The organism is Asaia sp. VD9 (assembly GCF_037150015.1).
Taxonomy (GTDB): domain Bacteria; phylum Pseudomonadota; class Alphaproteobacteria; order Acetobacterales; family Acetobacteraceae; genus Asaia.
In genome coordinates this window covers 178,428-204,190 of the sequence record NZ_JBBCQM010000005.1, presented here as the reverse complement: position 1 = coordinate 204,190, position 25,763 = coordinate 178,428, and the positions used below count along the sequence as shown (strand labels likewise).

Below are 25,763 nucleotides of genomic sequence, written 5' to 3'. Positions count from 1 at the left end.
CGTGCGTTTCATCTGCAATCCCTCCCCAACGGACATTCAGAGCACGGCATGGATCTTGAGCCCAACAGCATCGACCTGAGGCTTGTCGGCCTGGAGATTGGTGCGCCAGATATGTTGGTAGTCAGGCTGGATCGACAGGCCGCGAAAGACGTGGATGTTGTAGGTTGCCTCGAAGGTCATGATGTGGCTCTGCGGATAAGTGGCATTTCCCGGCAGTGAGCGCCCCTGACGGTAACGTATCCATTGCGAAGCGACGAGTTGGTGACTGGCGAAGGTCTCAGACCATTCCACCCCGAATGTATCCTTGGGTCGCGACTTGAAGAACCCCCTATCAACCAGTCCCGCATAGACCTGCCAGTCATAGGGGCTGTTCTCACCCTGGCTCTTGGTTGCACCGGCGAGAACATACATGCCTTGCAACGGCCCATGACCGTTACGCACGACCATCTGATCCCCCTGGAGCCAGAGCTGTGTCTTGCCGTTTGTCCAGCGATAGGGGAGGCCCGTTGCGGCAGCGGGGTTCATGGCGGCATCGTAATAGAGATCTCGGTAGTTGGACGAATCATAGGCGACACCGAATTTATAATGCCCGACGAGCTGGTTTTCGCCGAAGGATGGGATGAGCCCGATCTCGGTTGGAATATAGACGCCTGTGTAGAGTTCCGTACCCATTCTGAACCCGGTGCGATCATATTGATTGCTGTTGAGGTAGGGGTTCACGCCGTAAAGACCGGTCTGGGCGTAGACGCCATGGAGCGGCCAGTAACGCAGCCTCGCGCCCCAGGTAGAGCCTGGATAAGTCCCGTATCCCGCAGCCGTACGGGTCAGAGATTTAGGGATGCCACAATTGGACTTGTTCATGAATGTGCAGAACAGGGGGGAGTTGGCGAAGTCGATATTCACCGGCATCTTGCCCAGAGCGATCTGCATACGGTCTTTAAGCAGGTTCTGCGTACCGTACATATAGACAAGATGCACGCCCACATTGCCGCCGCCGCCATAGATCTCCTGGAAACCATTCAGGGAGCGCTCCCCCAGATCGGCGGCCAGATTATGCCCCGCGCGATTGACGATCACCGCGTGAGTAACGAACCCCTTCCATCCTGCCAGCTTCTCCCAGTCGAGATCGAGTTCGACACCAATCTGATGCGCGTACCCGGCATCCCCAGCATGCCCCGCATTGAGCACCAGCGCGCTCTCGCTCGTGTAGTCGACCACGATACCGATCCCGCGCTTGTTCAGCCGCTTGATCAGGCGCTCCCAAGGGAGAACCATACTTTCAACCGGCGGCGTGAAAGGCGTATTCGCATAAGAGGTCGGCGTATCGAGGGCAAAGAGGGGGGCCGTTTCAGAGATCGGCCCGCGATACTGCGCAAGCGCATCTGGCGCCATAATGGTCAGCGTCGCGCCGGAAATGAGCGCGAGCGCCAGAATTGACCCCGCGACAGGCGGGGCCTTGTGTGAGAACCGTGGTCTCATGATCCAGAATCCGGGAAACCCCTCGCGGGGCGTTGAACCTGAGGGGAGTGTTAGAGAATGACGGGCGTCAGCAGGGGCTTGCCCGCAAAATGTGCTGCCACGTTATCGAGCACGAGTTGCCCCATGGCCTGACGCGTCTCGATGGTCGCCGAAGCGCGGTGAGGCTGAAGCACGACATTGGGCATGGACCAGAGAGCTTCGGGCACATGGGGTTCGTCGGTGAAGACATCTAGGGCAGCGCGGCCCAGACGCCCTTCCTGCAAGGCCTGCACCAGAGCGGCCTCATCGACCACACTGCCACGCGCGACATTGACAAGGAGCCCCTCGGGGCCAACCGCATCGATGACCTCACGGCTGACGAGATGTCGGGACTGCGCACCGCCCGAGGCCGCCACAACCAGGACATCGCTCTGCTCGGCAAGCCTCACGAGGTCCGAAACGAAAGGCGTGAACGGAAGATCGAGATCACGCCGGCTGTAGTAGGACACCGGCATGGCAAAGGCCTGCGCCCTGCGCCCGATCGCCTGCCCAACCTGTCCCATGCCCACAATGCCGAGCCGGGCGCCGCTGACCTTGCGCGCGAGAGGCAATGCCTGCTTCCCCCATAGTCCGTCCCGTACAAGCCGGTCACCCGGAAGAAGATCACGCATGGAGGCCAGGATGAGCGCCATGGCGAGGTCGGCCACATCATCGGTCAGCACGTCGCGCGTGACGGTGACGGCAATGTGCCTGCGCTGCGCCTCAACGAGATCGACCGCATCGGTCCCGATCCCGTTGATCGCGATCATTTCGAGGGAGGGCAGTGCATCCATGAGAGTGCGCGGCACGCCCGTGCCACCGCCGGTCACGATACCCCGTATTGCCCCCCCTTCCGATGGTGTACCGCCGGTCCAGCGATGCACCCTATAGGCGCTATCGAGCGCCGCCTCGATGGCGGGCATCATCGGCTCGAGAAGAAGAATATCGGGTTTCATCATAGCGCCTCATGGAAAAACGGGTGGGCGGCGCCCGCGTGTCCGGGCGCCTTGGGATGCTGGCGGAGTTTCGACGGATGACTCAGCGTGTGAGGGTGACGCTCACAGGGGCGAGCGACGCAATCTGCGCCGTAACGGTCAATCCGGGAGGCAGAAAAACCGTATCCGTCATGGAGCCGGTCGTCACGACACAGCCTTTGAGAAGAGGCATGCCGCGAGCGGCGGCGTGATTGGCAAGCCAGACCAGCAATCGTCGCGGATCACCGGCGGAATTGCCCCCAATATGGGTAATGCGACGCCCATCGCCGAGATTAAGTGTCACCGTTTCACTAACGGGGCTCAGACTGCGCCACTGATCCGATCCCGGACCGATGATCAACGCTCCATGGCTCCCCTGATCGGCGAGATGGGCCAGTCTCGGCTGGGAATTCGGCTCCGCAAAACGCGTATCGATGATCTCGATGGCCGTGTGGACCGACCCTATGGCATCGAGTACTTCCTCGAGGGTCCAGGGACGCTCTCTGGCGGGGAGATCACGGGCAAAACGATAGACAATTTCCGCCTCCACGCCCCGATGGCGGCAGAGACCGCGGGGAAGGGCGGTATCGCCGTGAAAGAGCGTCGCTTCATGCAGCGGGGCTGCGAACGGGACAGCCTCACTCGACGCCGCGCCGACTTTCCATCCGATCACGGATCCGTACCGGGCTTGCAGCGCCCGAGCTACGTGATCCTGAATTCCGTAGGCTTCGGTCTCCGTTTCGGGAATGAGCGTCGGGTCAAGATGGATCAGCGGAGGAGCCCCGTCGCGCACGGCCATCAGACGGTCCGTCAGAAGCGCCTCACGTGAGGGAGAGAGCGTATCTGCATTACTCATGGCAAGGCGCTTTCGGTCATGTAGGGGAAGGGGTCGAGTCTGGAACAAAGGGTCTGGGGCCGTATTCGACACGGATGCGCCATCAGGGATCGTCCCGGCCCCGACACCCCCGCAAAAAACGCGCGACCACGGAAGCAGAAAGCCGGGCCGAAACAGACCCTGAAGCACGCTCACAGCGCATCCTCTGCCGCCATCAGGTCGCGGCCCTTCGTTTCAGGAATGTAGAATGTGGCGAGAACCGCCAGGCAGGCGAGAAACACCACATAAGTCGCGAGAGGGATCCAGGCATATTTGCCGCTGCTCACACCCCCGATATGGAACCGGGCAAACATCGCGATCAGGAACTGGCCCACCATGGGAGAGACACCGCCCGCGATCACTGAGGAAAACTCACGTGTGAAGGAGACGGCGGTATAACGATGACGCAGGCCGAACATCTCGGGCAAAAAGGCGCCCTGAGTTCCGAACATGCCCCAGGTCGCCACACCGAGTGCAAAGGACAAGGCGACGGCCGACGCGACCGGATTCCCCTGGCTGAACACATACCAGACCGGCAACGCGCTTACGGCCTGCAGCAGAGCGAAGCCACGATAGACACGCACTCGCCCAAACCGGTCGCTCAGCATACCTGCAACAGGAATGGTCACACCGCCCACAATCGCGGCACCGATCAGGACGAGCGTACCCCACTGGCTGCTCATTCCCACCGTATGCACCAGATAGCTGATGGCCAGCACCTGATAGATGGATGAGCCGCCATTCTCCGCCATGCGCAGGCCCAACCCCGCGAGAATTGGCCGCCAGGACGTTGTGAGCGTCTCACGGATCGGCATGACTTCCTCATGCAGCTCATCGTCCTGCAACTTGGCAAAGGTAGGCGATTCCTTGAGGCGCAGCCGCATATAGAGCGCGATCAACAACAGAACGGCGCTTCCCACGAAGGGGACGCGCCAAAGCATGGTCTGGGTAATATCGGGTACGCCGGTCAGCATCGCGTAGTAGATCAGACCTGCGGCAACCGTGCCGAGCTGAATGCCAAGAAAGGGGAGGGCCGCATAATAGCCGCGTCGCTGCCGGGGCGCGGACTCCGTCATCATGACGGCTGCCCCCGCCTGCTCTGCCCCGGCCCCAAAACCTTGCGCCATGCGTAGGAGCACCAGAAGCAGGGGCGCCGCATATCCGATCGACCCGTAGGACGGGATGAGCCCGATCATGGCGCTGGCCAGCCCCATAAGCGTGACCGTAAGAAGCAGGACCCTCTTGCGTCCGTGCCTGTCACCAAGGCGGCCGAAAAAGAGGCCACCAATAGGGCGAACCGCAAAGCCGATGAAATAGGTGGCAAAGCTCGCGACCAGCCCGAGACCGGGGATGGAGCTCGGAAAAAACAGCGGGCCGAATATGAGTGCCGAGGCCAGACTGTAAAGGGCGAAATCGTAATACTCCATCGCACTGCCGATGGAGCAGGTCCAGGCTGCGCGACGCAGTTCGGACTCGGATAACTCCGTCCGTGATGGCGCAAGCGCCTCGGTGCGGGGCTGACCGCGGGATTTATCGCTCGAGCGCGCACCAAAGGCGATGGTGCTCATCACACCCTCCCGGTGGTGATCGGTGTCGACGCTGCCTGGGACAACTCATCTCCAAGGAGGGGGTGGAATACGTAAAGGCTTGTTGTCATGACATACCGCCTTGGGCACCTGCGCACCCGGTCTGAACATTGCCATTTAGATCGATCTAAATCTCGCTTCCAACCTCACCCCGATGTCATTCCATTCAGGTCAGTGGGAGGGAGAGAGACGATCTAACAAAATCGTAATGCAACAGAACGCCAGTTTCTCACGAAAGTCACAGACTTTATGTGACACGAATTTCACTGTTGTGTGATTTGTGGTTGCCTACCCCGGAAAATCAGGGGGAGGGGCCGTGGGGCATGAGCCCTGTACTGGCGCGCAGGACAAGCTCTGGCGCCATGACGACACGCTGGCGCTCACGCCCTGGCATCGCGAGTCTTTTCTGCAGGAGGGACGCGGCCTTGCGACCGATGAGGCGGGGAGATGTCGCAACGGTTGTCAGCGCAGGATAAGAAGCCGCTGCCTGGGGCAGATCATCCATACCGATCACGGCAATATCCCGCCCGACGGTCAAGCTACGGCTCTGGATGTGATGCATGAGATCAAGAGCGATGATATCGTTATAGCATATCGCCGCATCAGGGGGGGTAGCGGAGGCGAGAAGCGCATCGAACGCTTCCGTGTCGAAACGGTTGTCACGACTGCCTGCGATCACGGGTTGCGCCTCCAGCCCGCATTCACCTATCGCCTGCTCATAGCCACGAAGGCGTGCAAGCGCAGCGGAATGTACAGGCATGTTCCCAACAAACACGATACGGCGCCGTCCCTCGGAAACCAGATGCGCGATCGCCAGCCGCACGCCCAGCGCGTAATCTGCCGCCACATAATCCCCGCGCGTTGCCTCGATCTCACGCAATACCTGCACGAAGGGCAGGGCGAGACGCTCCAGTTCGGAGAGAAGGCGGTCGTCACTGCCTATTGCAGGGCAAATAATGACCCCGTCCACATTATGTTCACGCAGGCGCTGAATCTGACGGAGCTGGCGATCGACCGACTCATTGCTGGCGGCGATGAACCCGACGACATCCGCCTCATCATTGACTTCGTCCACGCCCCCCGCCAGAGCGCTGAAAAACGGATTGGCGATATTGGAGAGCACGAGACCGATGGTTCCCGTACGGCTCTGCCTGAGATTCGCCGCACCACGGTTGTAGATATACCCAAGCCGTTGCATCGCCTCACGCACACGCTCGCGCGTGGCCTCTGCCACGAGAGGGCTTTCCCGAAGGACCAAAGAGGCCGTGGCTCGGGAAACACCAGCCTCCTGCGCGACATTGAGGAGGCTCACGACAGGGGGACGGACAGGCTTGGTCATCGCTTTCCTGGAAATGCAGTAAATAACGGCCGGATGACGACGAGGAAACAATCGTCACATCACGCCATATCGCGCCGGATCGCCTCACGCCAGATCAGGGCACTCCGACAGCCGCTATACCGATGTTTTACCGATAGACTGCAATGAAACGCTCGAAAATTCCGCCGAAGATGACAAAGTGATTATCATTATAAATATACTGAAAGACTTATCTTTTGTCACTGGACCCAAAGAGATTGGTCCTCTAGGAGCATTGATCATTGCACGTCGCCCTGTTTCGGCGCTAACGAGATGTGAATATCCGGTATAGGGCACGTGTTTCTGATGTCGGCATGCTGATCGTGAGATGAAATTTCGGCAGTCCGGCGTCGATTTCGACAATAGAGACTGGCGGGAGACAAGTGCAAACCCGCCAGCATCGACGCGTTGAGAAGGCGCGCGACCGAACATTATTGATGTGGGGATTTTCTCTTGGCAAAAACAGCGCGGTCCCGAACGACCACAGCAAAGAAAAAGGCCATGACCACTGAGCCGCAGGCGACCCTGCCGGCCGAGACGGATCTGGTCGCATCGGCGGAGCTTGACCTCGCTGCAAGCGCGGAATCCGAGCCTGCCGCCGTATCCGTTGACGCCGCTCCTTCTCCTGTGGAAGCCGCTCCCGCGCCGACGCCAGATCAGGGCACCCATGGCTACCCAGTGGAGGCCCTCTATTTCGACGCCAACTGGTATCTGGCCGCCTATCCCGATGTCGGGGCTTGCGGCATGGACCCGGTCGAGCATTTCATGACCCATGGCTATCTGGAAGGCCGCGACCCCAACGGGCATTTCAGGGTGGGCGAGTATATTGCGGCAAATCCTGACATCCCCTTGACGATCAATCCATTCCTGCACTTCATCATGCATGGTGCTGCCGAGGGCCGTCCGCTCCGTCGCTGAGCGACAGTTTCGGCATCCCGCAAGGACCGAACTGGCGAGGATAGACCAAGGTGCTGAACAGACGCTCGTTACTGGCCGCCGTCACGGCCGCCCCCTGCCTGAGCGGGAGCGGCCTGGCGCGAACGCTTCAGCATCATGCGGCAAAGCAGAATGCCGCTCAGGCATCCGGCGGCAGTTATGCTGCCTTTCTCGACTCGGTCCGAAACGAGGCTCTGAGCAAGGGCATCAACGCCGCCACCCTCACGCGCGCTTTGGCGGTGACCAAAGAACCCAATGCGCGGGTCATCAAGCTGGACCGTCATCAGCCCGAATTTACACTCACCTGGGCGCAGTATCGCGAACGCGTCATCAGTGCCACACGCATCAGCCAGGGTCAGGCTGCCTATCAGAGCCGCAGCCTGCTTCTGGAAAACACCGGCACGCTCTACGGGGTGGATCCGCGCGTGATCGTGGGTATCTGGGGCCTCGAATCAGGGTTCGGTCGCAAGATCGGCACGTTCTCTGTCGTCGATGCCCTCGCTACCCTGGCTTATGACGGCAGGCGGGCAAGCTTCTTCCGCGGTGAATTGTTCAAGGCACTACAGATTCTCGACCATGGCGATATCCAGCCGGAAACCATGCTCGGTTCCTACGCGGGAGCGATGGGGCAGCCGCAATTCATGCCCAGCGCCTATCTGCATTACGCCGTGGATGCCGATCACGACGGCAAGCGCAATATATGGACCAGCGAACCTGATGTTTTCGCTTCTGTAGGCAACTACCTCCATAGCTGCGGTTGGCAGGCAGACGCGCCCTGGGGCCAGCCCGTGAAACTGACGCGCGAGATCGCGCAAACGCAGCTTGGTCGTGGGAACAAGCAGAGCCTTTCAGCCTGGATGGCTCTCGGAGTGCGCCGTGAGGACGGCTCAGCCTTCTCACGTGAAGACGTTTCGGGGGCGGTGATCCGCCCGGATGGCCCCGGCACCGAAGCGTTCATGGTTTACAAAAACTTCGACGTGATCAGACGCTATAACCCCTCGGATTTCTATGCTCTTGGTGTTGGATTGCTTGGCTATGCAGTCGCTTAAGGCGCTCGCATTCGCGATCCTGGGTGGGACAGGGCTTACCTTGGCGGGCTGTCATCACGACGCCCCGGCCCAGAAATCAGCTCCCCATTATGTGATCGGTACGGCATGGCAGGGTACGGAGACGTGGTTCTACCCGTCCGAGCACTTCGATTTGTCCGAAACCGGCCTCGCTGTCATTCAGGCGCAGCCCAGGGGCGGGCTGACGGCTGACGGGGAGGTCTGGTCGGCACAGTCCATGACCGGCGCGCATCAGACGCTGCAATTGCCCGCCGTCGTGAGCGTTCGCAACCTCACCAACGGGCGGATCGTCCGCATCAGGCTCAATGACCGCGGCCCCTCCAACTCAGGGCGTATGCTGGCTGTAACACCCCGAGTGGCGACTCTGCTCGGCATGGGGTCCGCTCCTACACCGGTGGAGATCGTGCAGGACGAAGCGTTGAGCCGACAGATTGCCGAGTCCAACCCGAATGCCCCGAAGCTCGAGATCGCAGCCGCCCCAAGAGAGGCTATCGTGGCGCAATCGCTCGATGACGGCAGCACGAAAACGCTCGGCCTGAAACCGACCGAGGCATCGACCGGGACCAATGCGCTCTACGTGCCAGACATGCCGCAGACGGTAATGCAGGGGCAGCCTGATTACGTGGCCTATCATGTCGTCCTTGGCAGTTTTTCGGGTCATGCCGCTGCGTCGCGCGTGGCAGCACAGTGCGGGGCGGATATCGTGGCCCAAGCTGGAGTCAGCAACGGACTCCCATGGCTGGTTTCACTCGGCCCCTTCACAACCGTGCCCGAGGCGGATAGGGCATTAGCACAAGCGCGCCAATGCGGTGGCACCGGCGCGCATATCGTGGCCAAATAAGGTGTTGACGTGCGGACAAGACGTTTTCTGCTCTCGGGTGCGGCTGGACTAGCCGCTTCAACTCAGTTTGCCTTCGCGCGTCCGCGACGAGGCAAAGCAGCAGCGAGCGCCGCCGCCCCGTCAACGCCCGCCGGCGCTCCTGCGCCTGGCGGCGCGTCACCGGCCACAACACCTATTGGCCCCCTCGATACGGTAGCGCGCTGGGCTTGTGTCATCGATTTCGATACGGGTGCGACCCTGCTGGAAAAGGCAGCCGACGAGCACATGCCGCCCTCGTCATTGACCAAGATGATGACCGCCTACATCACCTTCGGCATGCTGCGCGCCGGACATCTTACGTTGACCCAATCCCTCCCAGTCAGCGAGAAGGCATGGCGTACCCAGGGCTCCAAGATGTTCGTGCCTCTGGGGCAGAGCGTCACCGTGTCCGACCTGATCGAAGGTATGGTCATCCAGTCGGGCAATGACGCCTGCATCGTTCTGGCGGAGGGCATTGCCGGGTCCGAAGAGCAGTTCGTCAATCTGATGAACCAGACAGCGGCCAAGCTGGGCATGAACAACACCCATTTCATGAACTGCACCGGCCTGCCGGATGAATCGCAATATATGAGCGCACGTGATGTCTGCCGCGTGGCGATGCATCTGATCCGTGACTATCCCGAGTATTATCACCTCTTTTCTGCCACGGAGTTCACCTACAATAATATCAAGCAGGGCAATCGCAACGTTCTGGTCGATAAGGGCCTGGCAGACGGTCTGAAGACAGGCCACACCGATGCCGGTGGCTTCGGACTCTGCGCGAGTTCGAAGCGTGATGGTCGTCGTGTCATCATGACGATCAACGGCACCTCGTCCATGAATGAGCGCGCCCATGAGGGCGAACGCCTTCTCGGATGGGCCTTCGCCAATTTCGAGAACGTCACCCTGTTCCACCACGGTCAGGTGGTCGATCACATGCCGGTCTATATGGGTGAAGCCGCCGAGGTCGCGCTGGTCGGCACGCGCGATATCGTCCTGACACTGCCGCATGGCTGGCAGCAGCGCAGCAAGATCAGTGTGGAATATCCGTCTCCAGCCATTGCTCCGGTGATGGCGGGTCAGACACTGGGCGCGCTCGTGCTGCAGAATCAGGGCATGCCCGATATCCGCCTCGATCTTGTCGCGGCCAATCCCGTGCCGCGCCTGGGCCTGGTGGGACGCGCGCTCGCCCGTCTGGGTCATGGCCCGAAGCCCTTGCCGCATAGCTAAGGCGTGGCAGGACTTTTCATCACCTTCGAGGGTGGAGAGGGGGCGGGAAAATCAACCCAGATCCGCCTGCTGCATCAGACCCTCACGGCTCAGGGCCGCAAGGTCGTCCTGACCCGCGAACCAGGCGGTTCAGCGGGGGCGGAAGCCCTACGCGAGCTGATCCTGTTCAGCGAGGCACCACTTTCGCTCAGAGCGCAGGCCCTCGCCCATATGGCCGCCCGCGCCGATCATCTGGATCACGTCATCCTCCCTGCTCTGGCGCGGGATGAAATCGTGCTTTGCGACCGTTTCCATGACTCGACGTTCGTCTATCAGGGTTACGGGCTGGCGCGGGGCGATGTGGTGACTCTCGGCTTCATCAATGCCCTGCGTGGTCTGATCGACTGCGAGCCCGATCTCACGCTTCTCTTGACTGTGCCGCCCGAGATCGGCGCGGCGCGCATTGCCGCCCGTGGTGGGAAACCCGATCGTTACGAAGCGGAAAAAGCCGAGTTTCATCACCGTATCGCGCAGGGCTTTGCCGATCTGGCGCGAACTGCCCCGGCGCGCATTCGCCCCGTTGACGCGACACAGAGCCCCGAAGATGTGGCCGCAGCGATCCTCGCCATTGTCAGCCCCTCTTTGCCGGCATGAGCGAGCGGGACTCTCTTGCCGCCTCACCTCTGACAGGCCATGCGGAGGCGTTCTTGTTGTTTCGCCGCGCCCATGAGTCAGGGCGGCTGCATCATGGCTGGATGATTCATGGCGAACCGGGGATCGGCAAGACGAGCTTTGCCTTTGCCTGCGCCCGCCTGCTTCTGGGCGGCACAGACCCGCAAAGCCGGGCAGGGCGCCAGATCACGGCCGGCACGCATCCCAACCTGCTTCTCATCACCCGACGTATGGACGAGAAGCGAAAGCGCATGCGTCAGGAGATCGTCATCGACGATGTCCGACCGGTTCAGGATTTTCTGCATCATACGGCTGCCGACGGGGCATGGCGTGTCGTCATCGTGGATGCTGCGGAAGCGCTCAATCGCAATGCCGCCAACGCCCTTCTGAAACTGCTGGAAGAGCCCCCGACCGACACAGTGTTTTTCCTGACCTGTCCCGCACCGTCAGCGCTGCTTCCAACCATACGCAGCCGATGCCGACTTCTTGGCCTCGATCCTCTTTCCGATGAGGAGACGCGTCAGGTCCTCACCCGTCACGGCAGGGCTGCCGACAGCCTTCCCGCGCTTGTCGCCCAGGCTCAGGGCGCACCAGGGCGGGTGCTCGCCAGTGACCAGAGCACGGACGACGCCGCACGCCAGCTGGCCCAGGCATTGATGGAGGGGCGCATGGCAATCGATCCGGAAACACTGGCCGGATTACTGCGCCATGATGATGGTTTTGCCGTGCTCTGTTCTTTGCTAGGAGAGGGGCTAGCGAACCGGGCCAGACAACTGGCCGGGCAGGGGAAGCTGACCGAAGCCAGCAAGGCCGCGGAGGCTTTCGCGTCCCTTCAAGCGCTGCAGCGCGAGACAGAGCGGTTCAACCTGGACAAGAATCAGGCTGTCAGACAGGCAGCCGCCATTGCGAGTGCCCCATGACGTCACGCTACTATGTCACCACCCCCATCTACTACGTGAATGGCGCTCCGCATATCGGTCATGCCTATACCTCCATAGCGGCCGATGTTCTGGCGCGCTTCAACCGTCTGGACGGCAAGGACGTATTCTTCCTCACCGGGACGGATGAACACGGACAGAAGGTCGAGCAGGCAGCCCAGACCGCTGGGATCGACACCCAGAGCTTTACGGATGGCATCGCGGGCGATTTTCGAAGCATGGCCGACGCCATGGGTATTTCCTATGACGATTTCATACGCACGACGGAGCCGCGTCACAAACAGGCGGCTCAGGCGCTCTGGGAAAAGGTCGCCGCAAATGGCCATATCTATCTCGACGCCTATGAGGGCTGGTACGCCCTGCGGGATGAGTGCTTCTATTCCGAGGATGAGCTGACAACCCATGCGGATGGCCGCAAGACGGCTTCCACCGGTGCGCCGGTCGAGTGGGTGCGCGAGCCCTCCTATTTCTTCCGTCTCTCGGCGTTCGAGGACAGACTGCTCGCCCTGTATGAGCAGCACCCGGAATTTCTCGGCCCAATGGGTCGGCGCAATGAGATCGTGAGCTTTGTCCGTCAGGGCCTCAAAGACCTCTCGATCAGCCGCACGAGCTTCAAATGGGGCATCCCGGTCCCGAATGATCCGGACCATGTGATGTATGTCTGGTTCGACGCACTGACGAATTACCTCTCCGCGCTTGGCTATCCGGATTTCGATGCAGAACGCATGAAATACTGGCCCGCCTCGGCGCATATCGTTGGCAAGGATATCATTCGCTTCCACGCCGTGTTCTGGCCCGCCTTTCTCATGGCTGCCGATATCGATCTGCCGCAATCGGTATTCGCCAATGGCTGGTGGACGATCGAAGGCGAGAAGATGAGCAAGTCGATCGGCAATGTGATCGACCCGCGCGATCTTGTGGCCAGCTATGGTCTTGATCCTGTGCGGTTCTTTCTGCTGCGCGAAGTCCCGTTCGGCGGGGATTCGGATCTGAGCAAGCGCTCGCTCGTCAATCGCCTTAATGTCGAATTGGCCAATGATCTCGGCAATCTCGCCCAGCGGACGCTGAGCCTGATCGCCCGCAACTGTGAAGCAAAGCTCCCCGCCTTCGACACGCTGAGCGACGACGATCAGGCACTTCTCGCCAGCGCATCGCTCCTGCCGGAGCTGCTGCGCGGCCAGATGGGACGTTTTGCGCTGACAGACGGTCTCGAGGAGGTCTGGAAGGTCATCCGTGCCTGCAACAGCTATATCGACCGCCAGGCCCCCTGGGCTCTGAAGAAGACCGATCTCGTGCGTATGGCGACCGTTCTGCGGGTGCTGCATGAGGCGATGCGCCATATTGCCATCATGCTGCAGCCCTATATGCCGGGCACCATGGACAAGCTCCTGACGCAGCTTGGCGTGTCGGAGACGGCACGCGACTTCGCCTCGCTCTCGGCCCCGCTCGAGGCCGAAATCCCGCTGCCAGCACCACAGGGCTTGTTCCCGCGCTATGTCGAGCCCGAGAGTGCGGCGTGAGTGAGGCGCACATGACGGGGCTGATCGACACGCATTGCCACCTCGACCGGCTCGATGATGTGCCTGCGGCGCTTGCTCTCGCCAAGGAGCACGGGCTGTCCGGCATGGTGACGATCGGCACCCGGCTATCGCGCGCCCAGACCCAGATCGATCTGACGCGCCATGATACGCCTGCGCTTCGGGTGTGGTGCGCTATTGGCACGCATCCGGATCATGTGGATGAGGAGGAGCCCCCCGAGCTCGCCACCTTGGTCCGGCTGGCCGAGCCGGAAGGCGTGATCGGCATAGGCGAATCAGGTCTCGATTACCTGCATGGCGGGGTACCGGTGCGTGCTGCGCAGGCGGCCAGTTTCCGCGTGCATATCGCTGCGGCGCGCGAAACCGGGTTGCCTCTGGTGATCCACGCCCGCGAAGCCGATGACGACGTAGCCGCCATATTGCGTGACGAACATGCCAAGGGAGCGTTTCCCTTCCTGCTGCATTGCTTCGCCTCGGGGATGGATCTCGCGCGCGTGGCCATCGATCTCGGGGGGTATGTGAGCTTCTCCGGCCTGCTCACCTTTCCCAAATGCGAGACGATCCGCGAAGTCGCCCGCGCCATGCCCGCTGAACGCCTACTGGTCGAGACCGACAGCCCGTTCCTCGCACCGGTCCCGAAGCGGGGCAAGCCCAATACCCCAGGCTACGTTGCCTATACGGCAGCACGCCTCGCTCAGGAACGCGAGTTGACGCCTGAGGCGTTGGCCGAGCTGACGACGCGCAATTTCCACGCTCTGTTCCGGCGCGCCGCATGAAGGTCACCATCCTCGGATGTGGCGGTTCCGGCGGTGTTCCCATGGTGGGGGGCGCTGACGGTGAGGGGATATGGGGGGCGTGCGACCCGCAGAACCCGCGTAACGAACGTACGCGTTCGTCCATTGTGATCGAGGCCGATAGCGGCAAACGCCTTCTAGTCGATTCCGGCCCCGATCTGCGCGCCCAGTTGCTGCGTCAGAAGATCGGTGTCGTGCATTCCGTGCTCTACACCCATGAGCACGCAGATCATGTGGCCGGGCTGGATGAGTTACGGGCCATCAACCGTATGCTTGACGCGCCGTTGCCGCTTTACGCGACCGAGACCGTCATGCGTGAGCTTGAGGCACGTTACAGCTATGCCTTTCGCCCATGGACCGGCACAGGATTTTTCCGCCCTGTACCGGAACCGCATCTTATCACAACCACAGATCGCCTGCAGCTCTGCGATCTCGATCTACAGCTCTTCGAGCAGCGTCATTACCGCATTCCCACAATCGGCATACGCTGCGGCGATTTCGCCTATTCCACCGATGTCGAGCATCTGAGCGAGGAATCGCTGAACGCGCTGACGGGCGTCAGGACCTGGATTGTCGGGTGCTTTCAATATGAACCCCATGTGGCCCATGCCTGGGTCGATCTCGTCATCGCCTGGTGCGAGAGGCTCAAGCCGGAGCGCGCGATCCTGACGCATATGGGCCCGGCACTGGATTTCGAGACGCTGCGGCAACGCCTGCCCAAGGGGATAGAGCCGGGTTATGATGGGCTTACCCTGACCGTCTGAAAATTTTTTGCATTAACCAGTTTTTTGTTGAAGCGCGGTTCGACATCGCGATAGCGTCATCATATCGGGTCAGTCCGGTACTGTTCGACACCGCATGAATTCCCCTCAAATCCGGCATTTCCGGGTCAGTCTTACGTAATGTCGGGGCAATTCGAGGCTCCGCACCCTTTGTCGTCGCTTCGCCGTTCGTCGTTCCCCATAGCCTGACTTCCCGACTTATCGCCTGCATCTCTATCGGTGGGTGTGACCGTTTCGCCCCCCGGCCCAGTGGCAGGATCTATCGGAGCATACGAGTCATGAGTTCATTCTCGGACGTCTTTACGCTGGCTTCTTCCTTTCGTGAGGAACGTCGGGAAACAGAGATGTCGCTGGCCTCCTACCTGTCTCTGTGCCGTGAAGACCCCAGCTGCTATGCAAGCGCCGCCGAACGCATGCTCAAGGCCATCGGTGAGCCCGTCATGCTTGATTCGGCGCGCGATCCGCGGCTCAGCCGTATCTTCATGAACCGCACCGTGCGCACCTATCCTGCCTTTGCCGATTTCTATGGCATGGAAGATGCGGTGGAACAGATTGTGGGCTTCTTCCGCCACGCGGCGCAGGGTCTGGAAGAGCGCAAGCAGATTCTCTACCTGCTCGGCCCGGTTGGCGGCGGCAAATCCTCCCTTGGCGAGCGGCTCAAGACGCTCATGGAGCGCGAACCGATCTACGTGCTCAAGGCCGGCAAGCAGATCAGTCCGGTCTTCGAGAGTCCGCTTGGCTTGTTCGACCCGGAGCGTTTCGCCACCTCGCTGCAAGAACAATATAATATCCCCCGCCGTGTGCTGACCGGCATTGCGAGCCCCTGGGCGCTCAAGCGTCTCGAGGATTTCGACGGGGATATCTCACGCTTCACCGTTGTCAGGCTCAATCCATCCAAGCTGCGCCAGATTGCGGTCGCCAAGACCGAACCCGGGGACGACAATAATCAGGATGTCTCGGCCCTGGTCGGCAAGGTCGATATTCGTCAGCTCGAGAACTTCAGTCAGAACGATCCCGATGCCTACAGCTTCTCTGGCGGCCTGAACCGCGCCAACCAGGGCATTCTCGAATTCGTCGAGATGTTCAAGGCGCCGATCAAGATGCTGCATCCACTGCTGACAGCCACTCAGGAGGGCAATTATGTCGGCACCGAGAACATTGGCGCGATCCCTTTCACAGGTGTGATTCTGGCGCACTCGAACGAGGCGGAGTGGCAGTCCTTCCGCAACAACAGGACGAATGAGGCCTTCCTCGACCGTGTCTGTGTCATCAAGGTGCCGTACTGCCTGCGCGTGACCGAAGAGTCGAAGATCTATGAGAAACTGATTCAGTCCTCGGCACTGGGCGATGCGCCCTGCGCGCCGCACACGCTTGAGATGCTGGCACAATTCGCCGTGCTCTCGCGCCTCAAGACCCATCCCAACTCCACGCAATTTGCGAAAATGCGCGTATATGACGGCGAGAACATCCGGGAGACCGATCCCAAGGCGCGCGCCATGCAGGAGTACAAGGACAGCGCAGGTGTGGATGAGGGTATGGAGGGGATCTCCACGCGATTTGCCTACAAGGTTCTCTCAGCCACCTTCAATCACGATGCCTCCGAAATCTCAGCCGATCCCGTGCATCTCATGTATGTGCTGGAGCAAGCGGTGCGGCGTGAACAATTCCCGGCTGAAACCGAGGCTGCCTATCTCGCTTCACTCAAATCCGATCTCGCACGCCGCTATGCCGAGTTCCTCGGTAATGAGATCCAGAAAGCCTATCTGGAGAGCTACAACGACTACGGTCAGAACCTGTTCGACCGCTATCTCGATTATGCCGACGCCTGGATCGAGGACCAGGATTTCAAGGATCCCGATACAGGCCAGCTGATGAATCGCGATCTGCTCAACGCTGAGCTGAGCAAGACGGAGAAGGCGGCAGGCATCGCGAACCCCAAGGATTTCCGAAACGAGGTCGTCAAGTTCTCGCTACGTTCGAGGGCCAGCAATGGCGGGCGCAACCCGTCATGGACCAGCTATGAGAAGATCCGCGACGTAATCGAGAAGCGCATGTTCAGCCAGGTCGAAGATCTGCTGCCCGTCATCAGTTTCGGGTCAAAAAAGGACAGCACCAGCGAGCGAAAGCATGATGAGTTTGTCAGCCGCATGGTGGCACGCGGCTATACCGAGCGTCAGGTGAGGCGCCTCGTCGAATGGTACATGCGCGTCAAGCAGTCGGCCTGACCTCTCTCACGGAGCGTTTCATGGAAATCATAGACAGACGCCCGAACCCGCACGGCAAGAACACCGAAAACCGCCAGCGCGTCCTTTCCAGGGCGCGCCAAGCCATCCAGAGCGCAGTGCGCGACGCTGCGGCCCAGGGGCGCATTCGCGAGATCGGGCAGGATAGCGCGGTTTCAATTCCGGCAGATGTCCTGCACGAGCCTAGCTTCCATAGGCAATTCAGCGCGGGAACACGTCATTTCGTCCTTTCCGGCAATAAGGAGTTCGTCAAGGGCGACAGGTTGCGGCGCCCGCCAGGCGGGGAAGGAGAGGGAGGCGGCGAGGGGAGGAGCGCGAGCGATCAGGGCGGCGGCGAAGACGCCTATCGCTTTGTGCTCTCGCGGGACGAATTTCTGGATCTCTTCTTCGACGATCTCGAACTCCCCGATCTGGTCAAACGCGAAATCGCCTCGACCACCTCTCTCGCAACGAGCCGTTCAGGCCTGACGAGCGATGGTTCTCCGTCCCAGATCGATCTCGGACGGACCATGCGGCGTTCAATGGGACGCCGTATCGGGCTCAAGCGCCCCAAGCCTCAGGAATTACTCGATGTCGAGGAGGAGATCTCAGCGCTCGAGGCGCAAAGACCGCTCACAGACAGCCAGTTTCTGAAGCTTCAGGAACTGCGCGAAGGGCGCGATGCGCTTCGCCAGCGTATCGCCCGTATCCCCTGGGTCGACCCGGTGGATCTGCGCTATCGACGCTTTACCCCTGTGCCTAAGCCTACCACGCAGGCGGTAATCTTCTGTATTATGGACGTCTCGGGGTCCATGACCGAAAAGATGAAGGAGTTGGGAAAGCAGTTTTTCATGCTGCTGCATGTGTTTCTCGAAAAACGTTACGAAAAGCTGGAGATCGTCTTCATTCGCCATGCCGAGACGGCGGAAGAAGTCGATGAGGACGTCTTCTTTACAGACCCGCGCACCGGCGGCACGGTTGTCTCGACCGCGCTCGACCTCATGCATCAGGTACAATCCGAGCGCTATCCCACCGATAAGTGGAATATCTACGTCGCCCAGGTCTCGGACGGAGACAATATCTCGTCTGACATGAACAAGGTCAATCGCCTGATGACCGAGGCAATTCTGCCAGTAGTGCAGTATTTCGCCTATGTCGAGGTAAGCATGGGCGGTGCGTTGCTGCGCAGCGAGACCGATCTATGGCGCGGCTACAAGGCGATCGCCGATACAACGCCACAACTGGCCATGCGTCAGGTTCAGGACAGACGCGACATCTTTCCGGTTTTCAGGGATCTGTTCGCCCGACGCGCGGCTGAACGGGCAGGGGAATGACCATGCTCTACACCGGCACAGACTGGACTTTCTCGACATTGCGGGATTGCTATGGGGAGATCGACCGCATAGCGAGCGAGGAGCTCAAGCTCGATACCTATCCCAATCGCATCGAGATCATTACCTCCGAGCAGATGCTCGATGTGTATACGTCTCACGGCATGCCCATCAGCTATCCGCACTGGTCGGCGGGCAAGCGCTTCGTCTCGCATGAGAACGCTTATAAACGGGGATTGATGGGCCTGGCCTATGAGGTCGTGATCAATTCCAGCCCCTGCATCTCCTATTTGATGGAGGAAAACACGGCCACCATGCAGGCGCTGGTCATTGCCCATGCAGCCTTCGGCCATAACCATTTTTTCAAAAATAACCGGCTTTTCCGCGAATGGACCGACTCAACCCAGATCCTAGACTACCTCGAATTCGCGCGAGGCTACGTCGCCCGCTGCGAGGAGAAATACGGGGTGAGGGCGGTCGAGCGGATCCTTGACGCCGCCCATGCCCTGCAGAGCCAGGGCGTCGACCGTCATACAGGCAGCAAACGGCTCGATCTGCGTCAGGAGCAGGAGCGCGCTAGGGAAAGGCGTGCCTATGAGGATGAGAACTTCAACGATCTCTGGCGCACACTCCCCGAGGCGCAGCATCAGGCGAAGACCGGCAGCGACGCGGATGATCAAGGTGCGAGTCTTGGCCTGCCTGAAGAAAATATTCTTTATTTCCTCGAGAAACACGCCCCGCGCCTGGCCAATTGGGAACGTGAAATCATCCGCATCGTCCGGCTGATCGCGCAGTATTTCTACCCGCAGCCGCAGGCCAAGCTGATGAACGAAGGCTGCGCCACCTGGGTGCACAACTTCATCATGCATCGCCTGCATGACAAGAAGCTGATCGACGACGCTGCCATTCTGGAGGTGATCCACTCGACCAGCAACGTCATCACCCAGCGTGGCTTCGATGAAGGGGGAGGGCCCAATTTCAATCCTTATGCGCTGGGCTTCGCGATGATGACCGACATCGCACGCGTCTGCACAGACCCCACAGAGGAGGACAAACGCTGGTTCCCCGGGCATGCGGGCAACCAGGATCCCATCGGCACGCTTCACCACGCCTGGGCGGAGTATCGTGACGAGAGTTTCGTGCAGCAGTTCCTGTCACCGAAGGTTATGCGCGACTTCAGGTTGTTCCGGCTCGAGGACGATCTGTCTCAACCATATCTCCTCGTCGACGCCATTCATGACGATCCTGGCTATCGCGACATCCGGCGCTCTGTAGCGGCCTCTTACGATCCGGGTTTGCTGGCTGAGGAGATCGAGATCGTCGGGGCGGACCTGACAGGGGACCGCATATTGCGCCTAGAGCACCGCACACGTCCAGGGAAGCTTCTGCAACCTACGGATGCAAGGCTCACACTGGAACATCTCGGCGCGCTCTGGGGTTATGGCGTCATTCTGAAGGAAGTTGACAGTCAGACTGGCGCGGAACTTGGCAGCTACGCCTTGGCGTGAATCGCATTCTGGCTGCGCGCGATACACAGTCGCGCAGCCAGAATGGCGATCACGATCGCAGTGCGCGGCAGAAATGGCGGCCAGATCGCAGATCGAACCATATGCGAGTTGGCATAATATATCTTATCGAACTTTCAGATATTCGGTAGAGGGGCTTTGTGGGATGGATCCAAACCTTGCCCTATGAAGTTCGATCTACCCACCATGGAGCAAATCGAACGCAAACGAACATGAGGCAGATTTCAAGCCGCAACAACGTCTCAGCTGTTGCTTTCGTTGGTGCTCTCCCGGTTTCCCGCCTTGATCAGTTCCCTCGCCGGGATGAAAGGTTCCTTGTCCCCTCCTAGCACCAGCGAGAGCCTGTGGCCTTCCGCCAGGCGCGCCTCGGCGCGCTCATCAATGGTGCGGCGCACGATCGGATATTCCTCGACCAGACGACGAAAGAGCGAGGCCGGGATCGCCAGCAGATGGCAGAACTGGAGTGTCCGCACCGTTCCACGTGAGAATGTCTCGTTGATGAGCGGTGCCGCCCCGATCAAATCCCCTGCCCCGAACTGCACGTCCTGCTCGGCAATGTGCACCTCAGCCAGACCAGCCACGACAGCGTAGACCATCTTGATCTTGCCATTGCGACGCAGCAATACCTCACCCGGCGAGGCAAAACGCAGCGAGATGTTCATGGCGAGATCGTGCAGGACGCCATCTGGCACGCCCCGAAAAGCCGGGAAAGAGCGCAGCCTCTGTTCGATGCCGCTCTTGAGGTTGAAGCGCAGAGGCTTCTCCAGGCGCTCCTGACGCTTCTCGACGTCCTTCAACAGCTCGCGATGAAGCTCCTCACTGACGAGGTTATCCGACAGGAGTTCATCATATTCCTCTTCCTCAAGGCGCAGCGCGATCTGGTGCAGGATGCGGCTCTCCAGTGCTTCGGAATAGCCCTGATAATGCAGGCGCATCATCTCCAAGGCGTCATCAAGCATACGGCGTTGGCGACCAAGAACCTCCGAAACGATCTCCCCGATGCGTGTGCCCAACGTAGGCTCCAGCCGTTCATGCATGAAGCGCATGAGCGAGAGCGAAACCAGATGCGCGATGACAAGCATCTCGAACCGCTCCGACATGCAGAACATGAGCGGTTGATCGATATGAAATCGCCGATGCAGCATCTGCGCCACACGAAAACGCATGGTGGGCCGCAGCCTGCGGCGCAGGGCGCGTACGTAACCGTAGCGCCCCTCCAGCCGAGCGCCATCTACCATAGCTTCGGACGAGCGCAGCAGGGTTTCCATGACCCGGCGTGACAAGCCGCGTATGCGAAACAGATCCAGCAGCAATGAGCGCTCGCGATTGGCGATAGTGATCAGCGCCAGGGTCACGCGCTGACGGTCGCCCAGAGCGGTATCAAAGGTGTTGGCTTCGCTTTCCTCCTGCGCGCGTCGCTCGATCTGCCCGATGATCGTTTTCTGGGTCCCTGCCCCAAAGCCGAGTTCATCGGCGAGCGTATGCGTACGCTCCGCCACCTGCGCCAGACCGCTGCTGAGCACCTGATGGCGCATCGCCTGATCGATGGCAGGCAACTGGTCAAGCTTGAGGAAAACCACCAGGTATCGCAGCGTCGTACCATTCACAAGGAGCGTGATGAGCACAAAACCCGTGGCGATGATGCCAATGAAATGCGCGGTAGAGGTGGAAACGCGCTGGTTTTCGGTGACGGCGAGGGCAAGCGCGAGAGTGATGGCGCCGCGTAACCCACCCCAGACCATAGTGGTCTTGAATGGTGCCGGCACCGGTGGTGAGAGCTTGAAGGCCGCCAGAATGGGGAGCAACCCGAATACCACTGCGCCTCGCGCCAGCATCCCGGCCACCGTCGCGATCAGGATCAAAACGCAGTCCCAGCGCGTCATACCGATCAGGAGGCGCGGCACGAGCATGGATGCCAGGACAAACACCAACGAACCAGCCCAGAAGACGAGCTGGACCCAGAGTTCGTTCAGGAAGCGCCAGACCTGCGGTCTGAAGGTGGAAGGTCCATAGACAGAGAGCGTGAGCCCCGAAGCCGCGGTTGCAACCACCCCCGAAAATCCCAGGAATTCGTCGCAGAGAATGTAGACGACATAAGGCAGGGCCAGTGTCAGGGTGATTTCGGCGGCCGCCGATCCGCCGAGCCCTGCAATCAGAAGCAGCGTGAGACGCCCGACAGCAACACCAACAACCATCGCCCCACCAAAGGACGCGAAGAAATCGATCACCGTCTCGCCGAGTTCAATATGACGGTGAGACGTCACCGAGGCGAGGAGGATCGAAAAAATCGCAATGGCCGCAGCATCGTTGAGCAGCGCCTCGCCCTCAACCAGACGGGTCAGACGCGACGCAGCGCCGATCTCACGAAAGATCCCCGCCACCGCAGACGGATCTGTCGTGGCGACGATAGAGCCAAGAAGCAGACAGACGACCAGTGTCTGACCCGCGAAGGGATAGAGCGCCATGCCAATGGTGAGCGTAGAGACGAGAACCGCGACGACCGCGAGAAGCAGAACGGTGGCCGTTTCATGCGCAAGACGGCGCACATCAATCGCAAGCGCCCCCTGAAACACCAGAATTGGCAGGAATATCAGCAGGAACGCTTCACTATTGATCGGGAAATAGAGCAGTGTTTCTGCGGCACCGTCGAAAATCTCGGTGAGTGAAGAGCGGAGCAGCAGATCCGCCGCCGCTCCAATACCGATGCCGGCCAGCGCAAGCAGAACGGTTTCCGAAACCTCAAGCCGCCGGGCCAAAGGCTGTACCGCGCTGATCAGAACCATCAGCAGCGCCAGCGCCAGAATAATGGCAGCCAGTCCCGTCACCATCATGGGCGCGCGCTCTCCCTCATTTTTTGTGTTACCCACATCCTATACGCGAATCTCCCCGCAACGGCGAGGGTTCGTCTGCCATCCTGAAAGAAATATTAAGTCTTTTCAGTGGCCGCAGGACGCGAGCCAGGCTTGCACCTGAGCTTCGGGCGTGTCCGAAGCGATGAAGTCGGACACGGCGGCAACACTATCGGCTCCTGCTGCGATACAGGAGGTCGCGCGCGCAAGGGTGATCCCACCTATGGCCACGAGGGGCATATCCGGGCCGATCAGACGCCGCCACTCCGCCAGTTTCTCGACACCCTGGGGGTCCCAGATCATCTTTTTGAGCTTTGTCTCCCAGATCGGACCGAGGGCGACGTAATCAGGGGCGACCGAAAGGGCGCGCGCGAGCTCCTCATGCGAATGGGTCGAGATCCCAAAGGCAATGCGCGCTGCCCTGATCTGATCGAGATCAGCCGTGTCGAGATCTTCCTGCCCGATATGGATGTAGTCGATGCCAAGCTCGATGGCGAGTTGCCAGTAGTCATTCAGTACGAGGCGCACGTTGTGGCGCACTGCGGCCTCCTGTCCCTCGATCACTTGGGCGCGCAGCGTTTCCGGATCGAGGTTCTTCAGTCGCAGCTGAATGAACCGCGCCCCGGCCGCGCCGAGGCGATCGACCCAACGCGGGTGATCGACAACTGGGTAAATGGGAGACGGAAGACGGCTGGTCATGACGCAAATACTGCCTTGCCAAGGGTGGGCGTAGAGGGCACCGCCATGTCACGTTCCTCCATGGGATCGGCCTTACGAGCCAGGCGGCCGACGTCGCACGCCAAGCGAAAGGCCTCCGCCATGGCGACGGGCTCACCCGCCTTCGCGACTGCCGTATTGATCAGAATGGCGTCATAGCCAAGTTCGAACGCCGTCACGGCATGGGAGGGGCGTCCGATGCCTGCATCGATCACCATCGGTATTTCCGGGAAATGCGCGCGCAAGGCGCGCAGGCCGAAAAGATTATTGAGCCCCCTGCCCGACCCGATCGGCGCGCCCCACGGCATCAGCAATTCGCAACCGGCACGCAGCAACCGCTCGGCAACGACCAGATCCTCCGTCGTATAGGGAAAGACCTTGAAGCCCTCTTCAGTCAGGATGCGGGCAGCTTCCACAAGAGCGAAGACATCGGGCTGCAACAAATCGCCCTGCCCGATCACCTCGAGCTTGATCCAGTCAGTGTCAAAAACCTCGCGGGCCATCTGCGCCGTTGTCACGGCCTCACGCACGGTATGACAGCCCGCCGTATTGGGCAGTACAGGCACGTCGAGCCCGCGTACAAGTTCCCAGAAGGCCTGGCCAGCCTGCTCGCCCGCCGACTCGCGACGCAGTGACACAGTCACCGCCCCGGGACGGGCCGCCTTGACCGAGGCCGCCAGGACAGCGGGACTGTCATACAAGGCGGTTCCCAGCATCAGGGGTGAAGCAAGTTCAGTTCCATAAGCGCGCATCGATCAGCCCCCCTGCATCGGGGCGAGAATCTCGAGCCTCGCGCCTTCCTGCAATTCTCTGCCCGACCGGGCTGAGCGGGGAACAAAAACCCCATCGATTGCGGTCGCCACTTTCGATCCGCCATAGCCAAGCTCGATCAAGATCTCAGAGAGATAGCGACTGCTGATGCGCTTTGTCTCGTCATTCACGATTATCTGCAAGGCGTTTCCTCCAAATTCGTCTGAGCGCAACGCGCAGCGGGAAGGCAGGTGCACACTGCCTGTTTCATGACATCAGAACGACCGGTCCCGCAGCGGGATCAGCGCGTTCCCGGGAAAATGATGCGTCCCACCTCCGCTGCGCGTGCAGGCGACAGCAGAAAGCCATGGCGATACATACCATTGACGGTAATGCGACGCCCGTCACAATGCACACGGGGTACATTATCAGGATAAGACGGTCGTATGCCTGCATTCGCCTCGATGATCTCTGCTTCGGCGAAAGCCGGGTGCAGCGTGTAGAGCGCGTTCAGCAATTCGCTCATGGCCCTGACGGTGATGGCTCGGTCGTCATCGCTCTCGACCATGGTGGCCCCCGCCATGAAGATGCCCTGCTCGCGCGGCACGATATAGATCGGAATGCGCGGATGCAGCATCCTCACCGGACGGTGCAAACGCATCTCGAGACAGCGGACCAGAATCATCTCACCGCGAACACCGCGTAATTTCGGTTCCGCTTCACGCGCCTCGATACCGGTGCAATCGATGACCCAATCGAAATCCTCGTCGATCCGGGTGGTATCGAGCCGGATATGCCCCCCAAGGGTTAGGAGGCGCTCCTTCAGACGCGCCAGAGCGAGACGTGGATCAACATGCCCCTCTTCTGCAAAATACAACGCCTTATCAAAACGTCCCTCAAGATCGGGTTCGAGCGCTGCAATCCTGGGCGCGTCAATCGTCTCGAAATGGCTTGTCCTGCGCCCGAAACGGGCAAGCTCGACCTGATCGCGTGGCGGCGCCACGACAAGGCTGCCATTGCGCAACACGCCCGGAACGTGATCAGCCCACCATTGCAGGGAGTCCAGTGAGTCACGTGTGACTTCTTCCGGTGCAGATTCTGCCTCACACCACGGCGCGAGCATGCCGCCAGCATACCACGAGGCCCCACTTCCGATGCGCGGACCGGCCTCATGCAAAGTGACCTGAGCCCCTTTTTCCGCAAGGGTGACGGCAGTCACGAGGCCAGCTACGCCCGCCCCCTGGATGAGTATCGCTGGTCCCGATCCTGGCATTTTTACGGCCCC

At 60.3% G+C, this 25,763-nt stretch carries 22 protein-coding genes; 12 read left to right on the top strand and 10 right to left on the bottom strand.

Features of this window, described 5'->3' with window-relative positions; genetic code table 11:
* Positions 1–36 precede the first annotated feature (36 nt).
* The 5 genes from WFJ47_RS08605 to WFJ47_RS08585 form a co-directional block, all read right to left on the bottom strand.
* Positions 37–1,479, bottom strand: coding sequence for a carbohydrate porin (locus WFJ47_RS08605; protein WP_336762312.1), 1,443 nt, complete (start codon positions 1,477–1,479; stop codon positions 37–39).
* 50 nt (positions 1,480–1,529) lie between these two features.
* The gene (locus tag WFJ47_RS08600; protein ID WP_336762437.1) at positions 1,530–2,453 is read right to left on the bottom strand and encodes a 2-hydroxyacid dehydrogenase; all 924 of its coding nucleotides are present in this window, start codon (positions 2,451–2,453) and stop codon (positions 1,530–1,532) included.
* 82 nt (positions 2,454–2,535) lie between these two features.
* Positions 2,536–3,327, bottom strand: coding sequence for a fumarylacetoacetate hydrolase family protein (locus WFJ47_RS08595; protein WP_336762311.1), 792 nt, complete (start codon positions 3,325–3,327; stop codon positions 2,536–2,538).
* Between the two features lie 170 nt (positions 3,328–3,497).
* Complete coding sequence (locus tag WFJ47_RS08590; RefSeq protein WP_336762310.1) at positions 3,498–4,913, bottom strand: MFS transporter; 1,416 nt, start codon at positions 4,911–4,913, stop codon at positions 3,498–3,500.
* Between the two features lie 319 nt (positions 4,914–5,232).
* The gene (locus tag WFJ47_RS08585; protein ID WP_336762308.1) at positions 5,233–6,270 is read right to left on the bottom strand and encodes a LacI family DNA-binding transcriptional regulator; all 1,038 of its coding nucleotides are present in this window, start codon (positions 6,268–6,270) and stop codon (positions 5,233–5,235) included.
* Between the two features lie 519 nt (positions 6,271–6,789).
* Here WFJ47_RS08585 and WFJ47_RS08580 point away from each other — a divergent pair.
* The 12 genes from WFJ47_RS08580 to WFJ47_RS08525 all read left to right on the top strand — a co-directional run bounded on the left by WFJ47_RS08580 (position 6,790) and on the right by WFJ47_RS08525 (position 20,144).
* Entirely contained in the window at positions 6,790–7,206 is a 417-nt protein-coding gene (locus WFJ47_RS08580) for a hypothetical protein (RefSeq protein WP_336762306.1), read from the top strand.
* A gap of 53 nt (positions 7,207–7,259) precedes the next feature.
* Positions 7,260–8,273: a lytic transglycosylase domain-containing protein gene (locus WFJ47_RS08575; RefSeq protein ID WP_408868640.1), complete on the top strand. Its 1,014-nt coding sequence runs from the start codon at positions 7,260–7,262 to the stop codon at positions 8,271–8,273.
* Positions 8,260–9,132 carry an RlpA-like double-psi beta-barrel domain-containing protein gene (locus WFJ47_RS08570; protein ID WP_336762304.1) on the top strand — a complete coding sequence of 291 codons (873 nt, stop codon included), beginning with the start codon at positions 8,260–8,262 and terminating at the stop codon, positions 9,130–9,132. Before WFJ47_RS08575 ends, WFJ47_RS08570 begins: the two co-directional genes overlap by 14 nt.
* A 9-nt stretch (positions 9,133–9,141) precedes the next feature.
* Positions 9,142–10,380: a D-alanyl-D-alanine carboxypeptidase family protein gene (locus WFJ47_RS08565; RefSeq protein ID WP_199751775.1), complete on the top strand. Its 1,239-nt coding sequence runs from the start codon at positions 9,142–9,144 to the stop codon at positions 10,378–10,380.
* Between the two features lie 3 nt (positions 10,381–10,383).
* The gene (gene tmk / locus WFJ47_RS08560; RefSeq protein ID WP_336762303.1) at positions 10,384–11,013 is read left to right on the top strand and encodes a dTMP kinase; all 630 of its coding nucleotides are present in this window, start codon (positions 10,384–10,386) and stop codon (positions 11,011–11,013) included.
* Entirely contained in the window at positions 11,010–11,951 is a 942-nt protein-coding gene (locus WFJ47_RS08555) for an AAA family ATPase (protein ID WP_336762302.1), read from the top strand. Before tmk ends, WFJ47_RS08555 begins: the two co-directional genes overlap by 4 nt.
* Positions 11,948–13,489, top strand: a complete 1,542-nt coding sequence (gene metG / locus WFJ47_RS08550) for a methionine--tRNA ligase (protein ID WP_336762299.1) — start codon at positions 11,948–11,950, stop codon at positions 13,487–13,489. The genes WFJ47_RS08555 and metG overlap by 4 nt, the downstream gene beginning before the upstream one ends.
* A gap of 11 nt (positions 13,490–13,500) precedes the next feature.
* A complete protein-coding gene (locus tag WFJ47_RS08545) occupies positions 13,501–14,283 on the top strand; it encodes a TatD family hydrolase (protein ID WP_336762435.1) in 783 nt (260 codons plus the stop codon).
* Complete coding sequence (locus WFJ47_RS08540) at positions 14,280–15,065, top strand: MBL fold metallo-hydrolase (RefSeq protein ID WP_127102311.1); 786 nt, start codon at positions 14,280–14,282, stop codon at positions 15,063–15,065. The genes WFJ47_RS08545 and WFJ47_RS08540 overlap by 4 nt, the downstream gene beginning before the upstream one ends.
* A 296-nt stretch (positions 15,066–15,361) precedes the next feature.
* Entirely contained in the window at positions 15,362–17,308 is a 1,947-nt protein-coding gene (locus tag WFJ47_RS08535; protein ID WP_127102310.1) for a PrkA family serine protein kinase, read from the top strand.
* Between the two features lie 20 nt (positions 17,309–17,328).
* Complete coding sequence (locus tag WFJ47_RS08530) at positions 17,329–18,639, top strand: YeaH/YhbH family protein (protein WP_336762296.1); 1,311 nt, start codon at positions 17,329–17,331, stop codon at positions 18,637–18,639.
* Positions 18,636–20,144 carry a SpoVR family protein gene (locus WFJ47_RS08525; protein WP_336762294.1) on the top strand — a complete coding sequence of 503 codons (1,509 nt, stop codon included), beginning with the start codon at positions 18,636–18,638 and terminating at the stop codon, positions 20,142–20,144. The genes WFJ47_RS08530 and WFJ47_RS08525 overlap by 4 nt, the downstream gene beginning before the upstream one ends.
* 260 nt (positions 20,145–20,404) lie before the next feature.
* Here the strand turns inward: WFJ47_RS08525 and WFJ47_RS08520 are convergent, their stop codons facing one another.
* The 5 genes from WFJ47_RS08520 to thiO form a co-directional block, all read right to left on the bottom strand.
* On the bottom strand, positions 20,405–22,993 hold the full coding sequence (locus WFJ47_RS08520) for a cation:proton antiporter (RefSeq protein ID WP_336762292.1): 2,589 nt from the start codon (positions 22,991–22,993) through the stop codon (positions 20,405–20,407).
* Between the two features lie 105 nt (positions 22,994–23,098).
* Positions 23,099–23,710: a thiamine phosphate synthase gene (locus WFJ47_RS08515; RefSeq protein WP_336762290.1), complete on the bottom strand. Its 612-nt coding sequence runs from the start codon at positions 23,708–23,710 to the stop codon at positions 23,099–23,101.
* Entirely contained in the window at positions 23,707–24,480 is a 774-nt protein-coding gene (locus WFJ47_RS08510) for a thiazole synthase (protein WP_336762288.1), read from the bottom strand. Before WFJ47_RS08510 ends, WFJ47_RS08515 begins: the two co-directional genes overlap by 4 nt.
* Positions 24,481–24,483: 3 nt before the next feature.
* Entirely contained in the window at positions 24,484–24,681 is a 198-nt protein-coding gene (thiS, locus tag WFJ47_RS08505) for a sulfur carrier protein ThiS (protein WP_127102304.1), read from the bottom strand.
* 98 nt (positions 24,682–24,779) lie between these two features.
* Positions 24,780–25,751 carry a glycine oxidase ThiO gene (gene thiO, locus WFJ47_RS08500; protein WP_336762285.1) on the bottom strand — a complete coding sequence of 324 codons (972 nt, stop codon included), beginning with the start codon at positions 25,749–25,751 and terminating at the stop codon, positions 24,780–24,782.
* Positions 25,752–25,763: the final 12 nt, after the last annotated feature.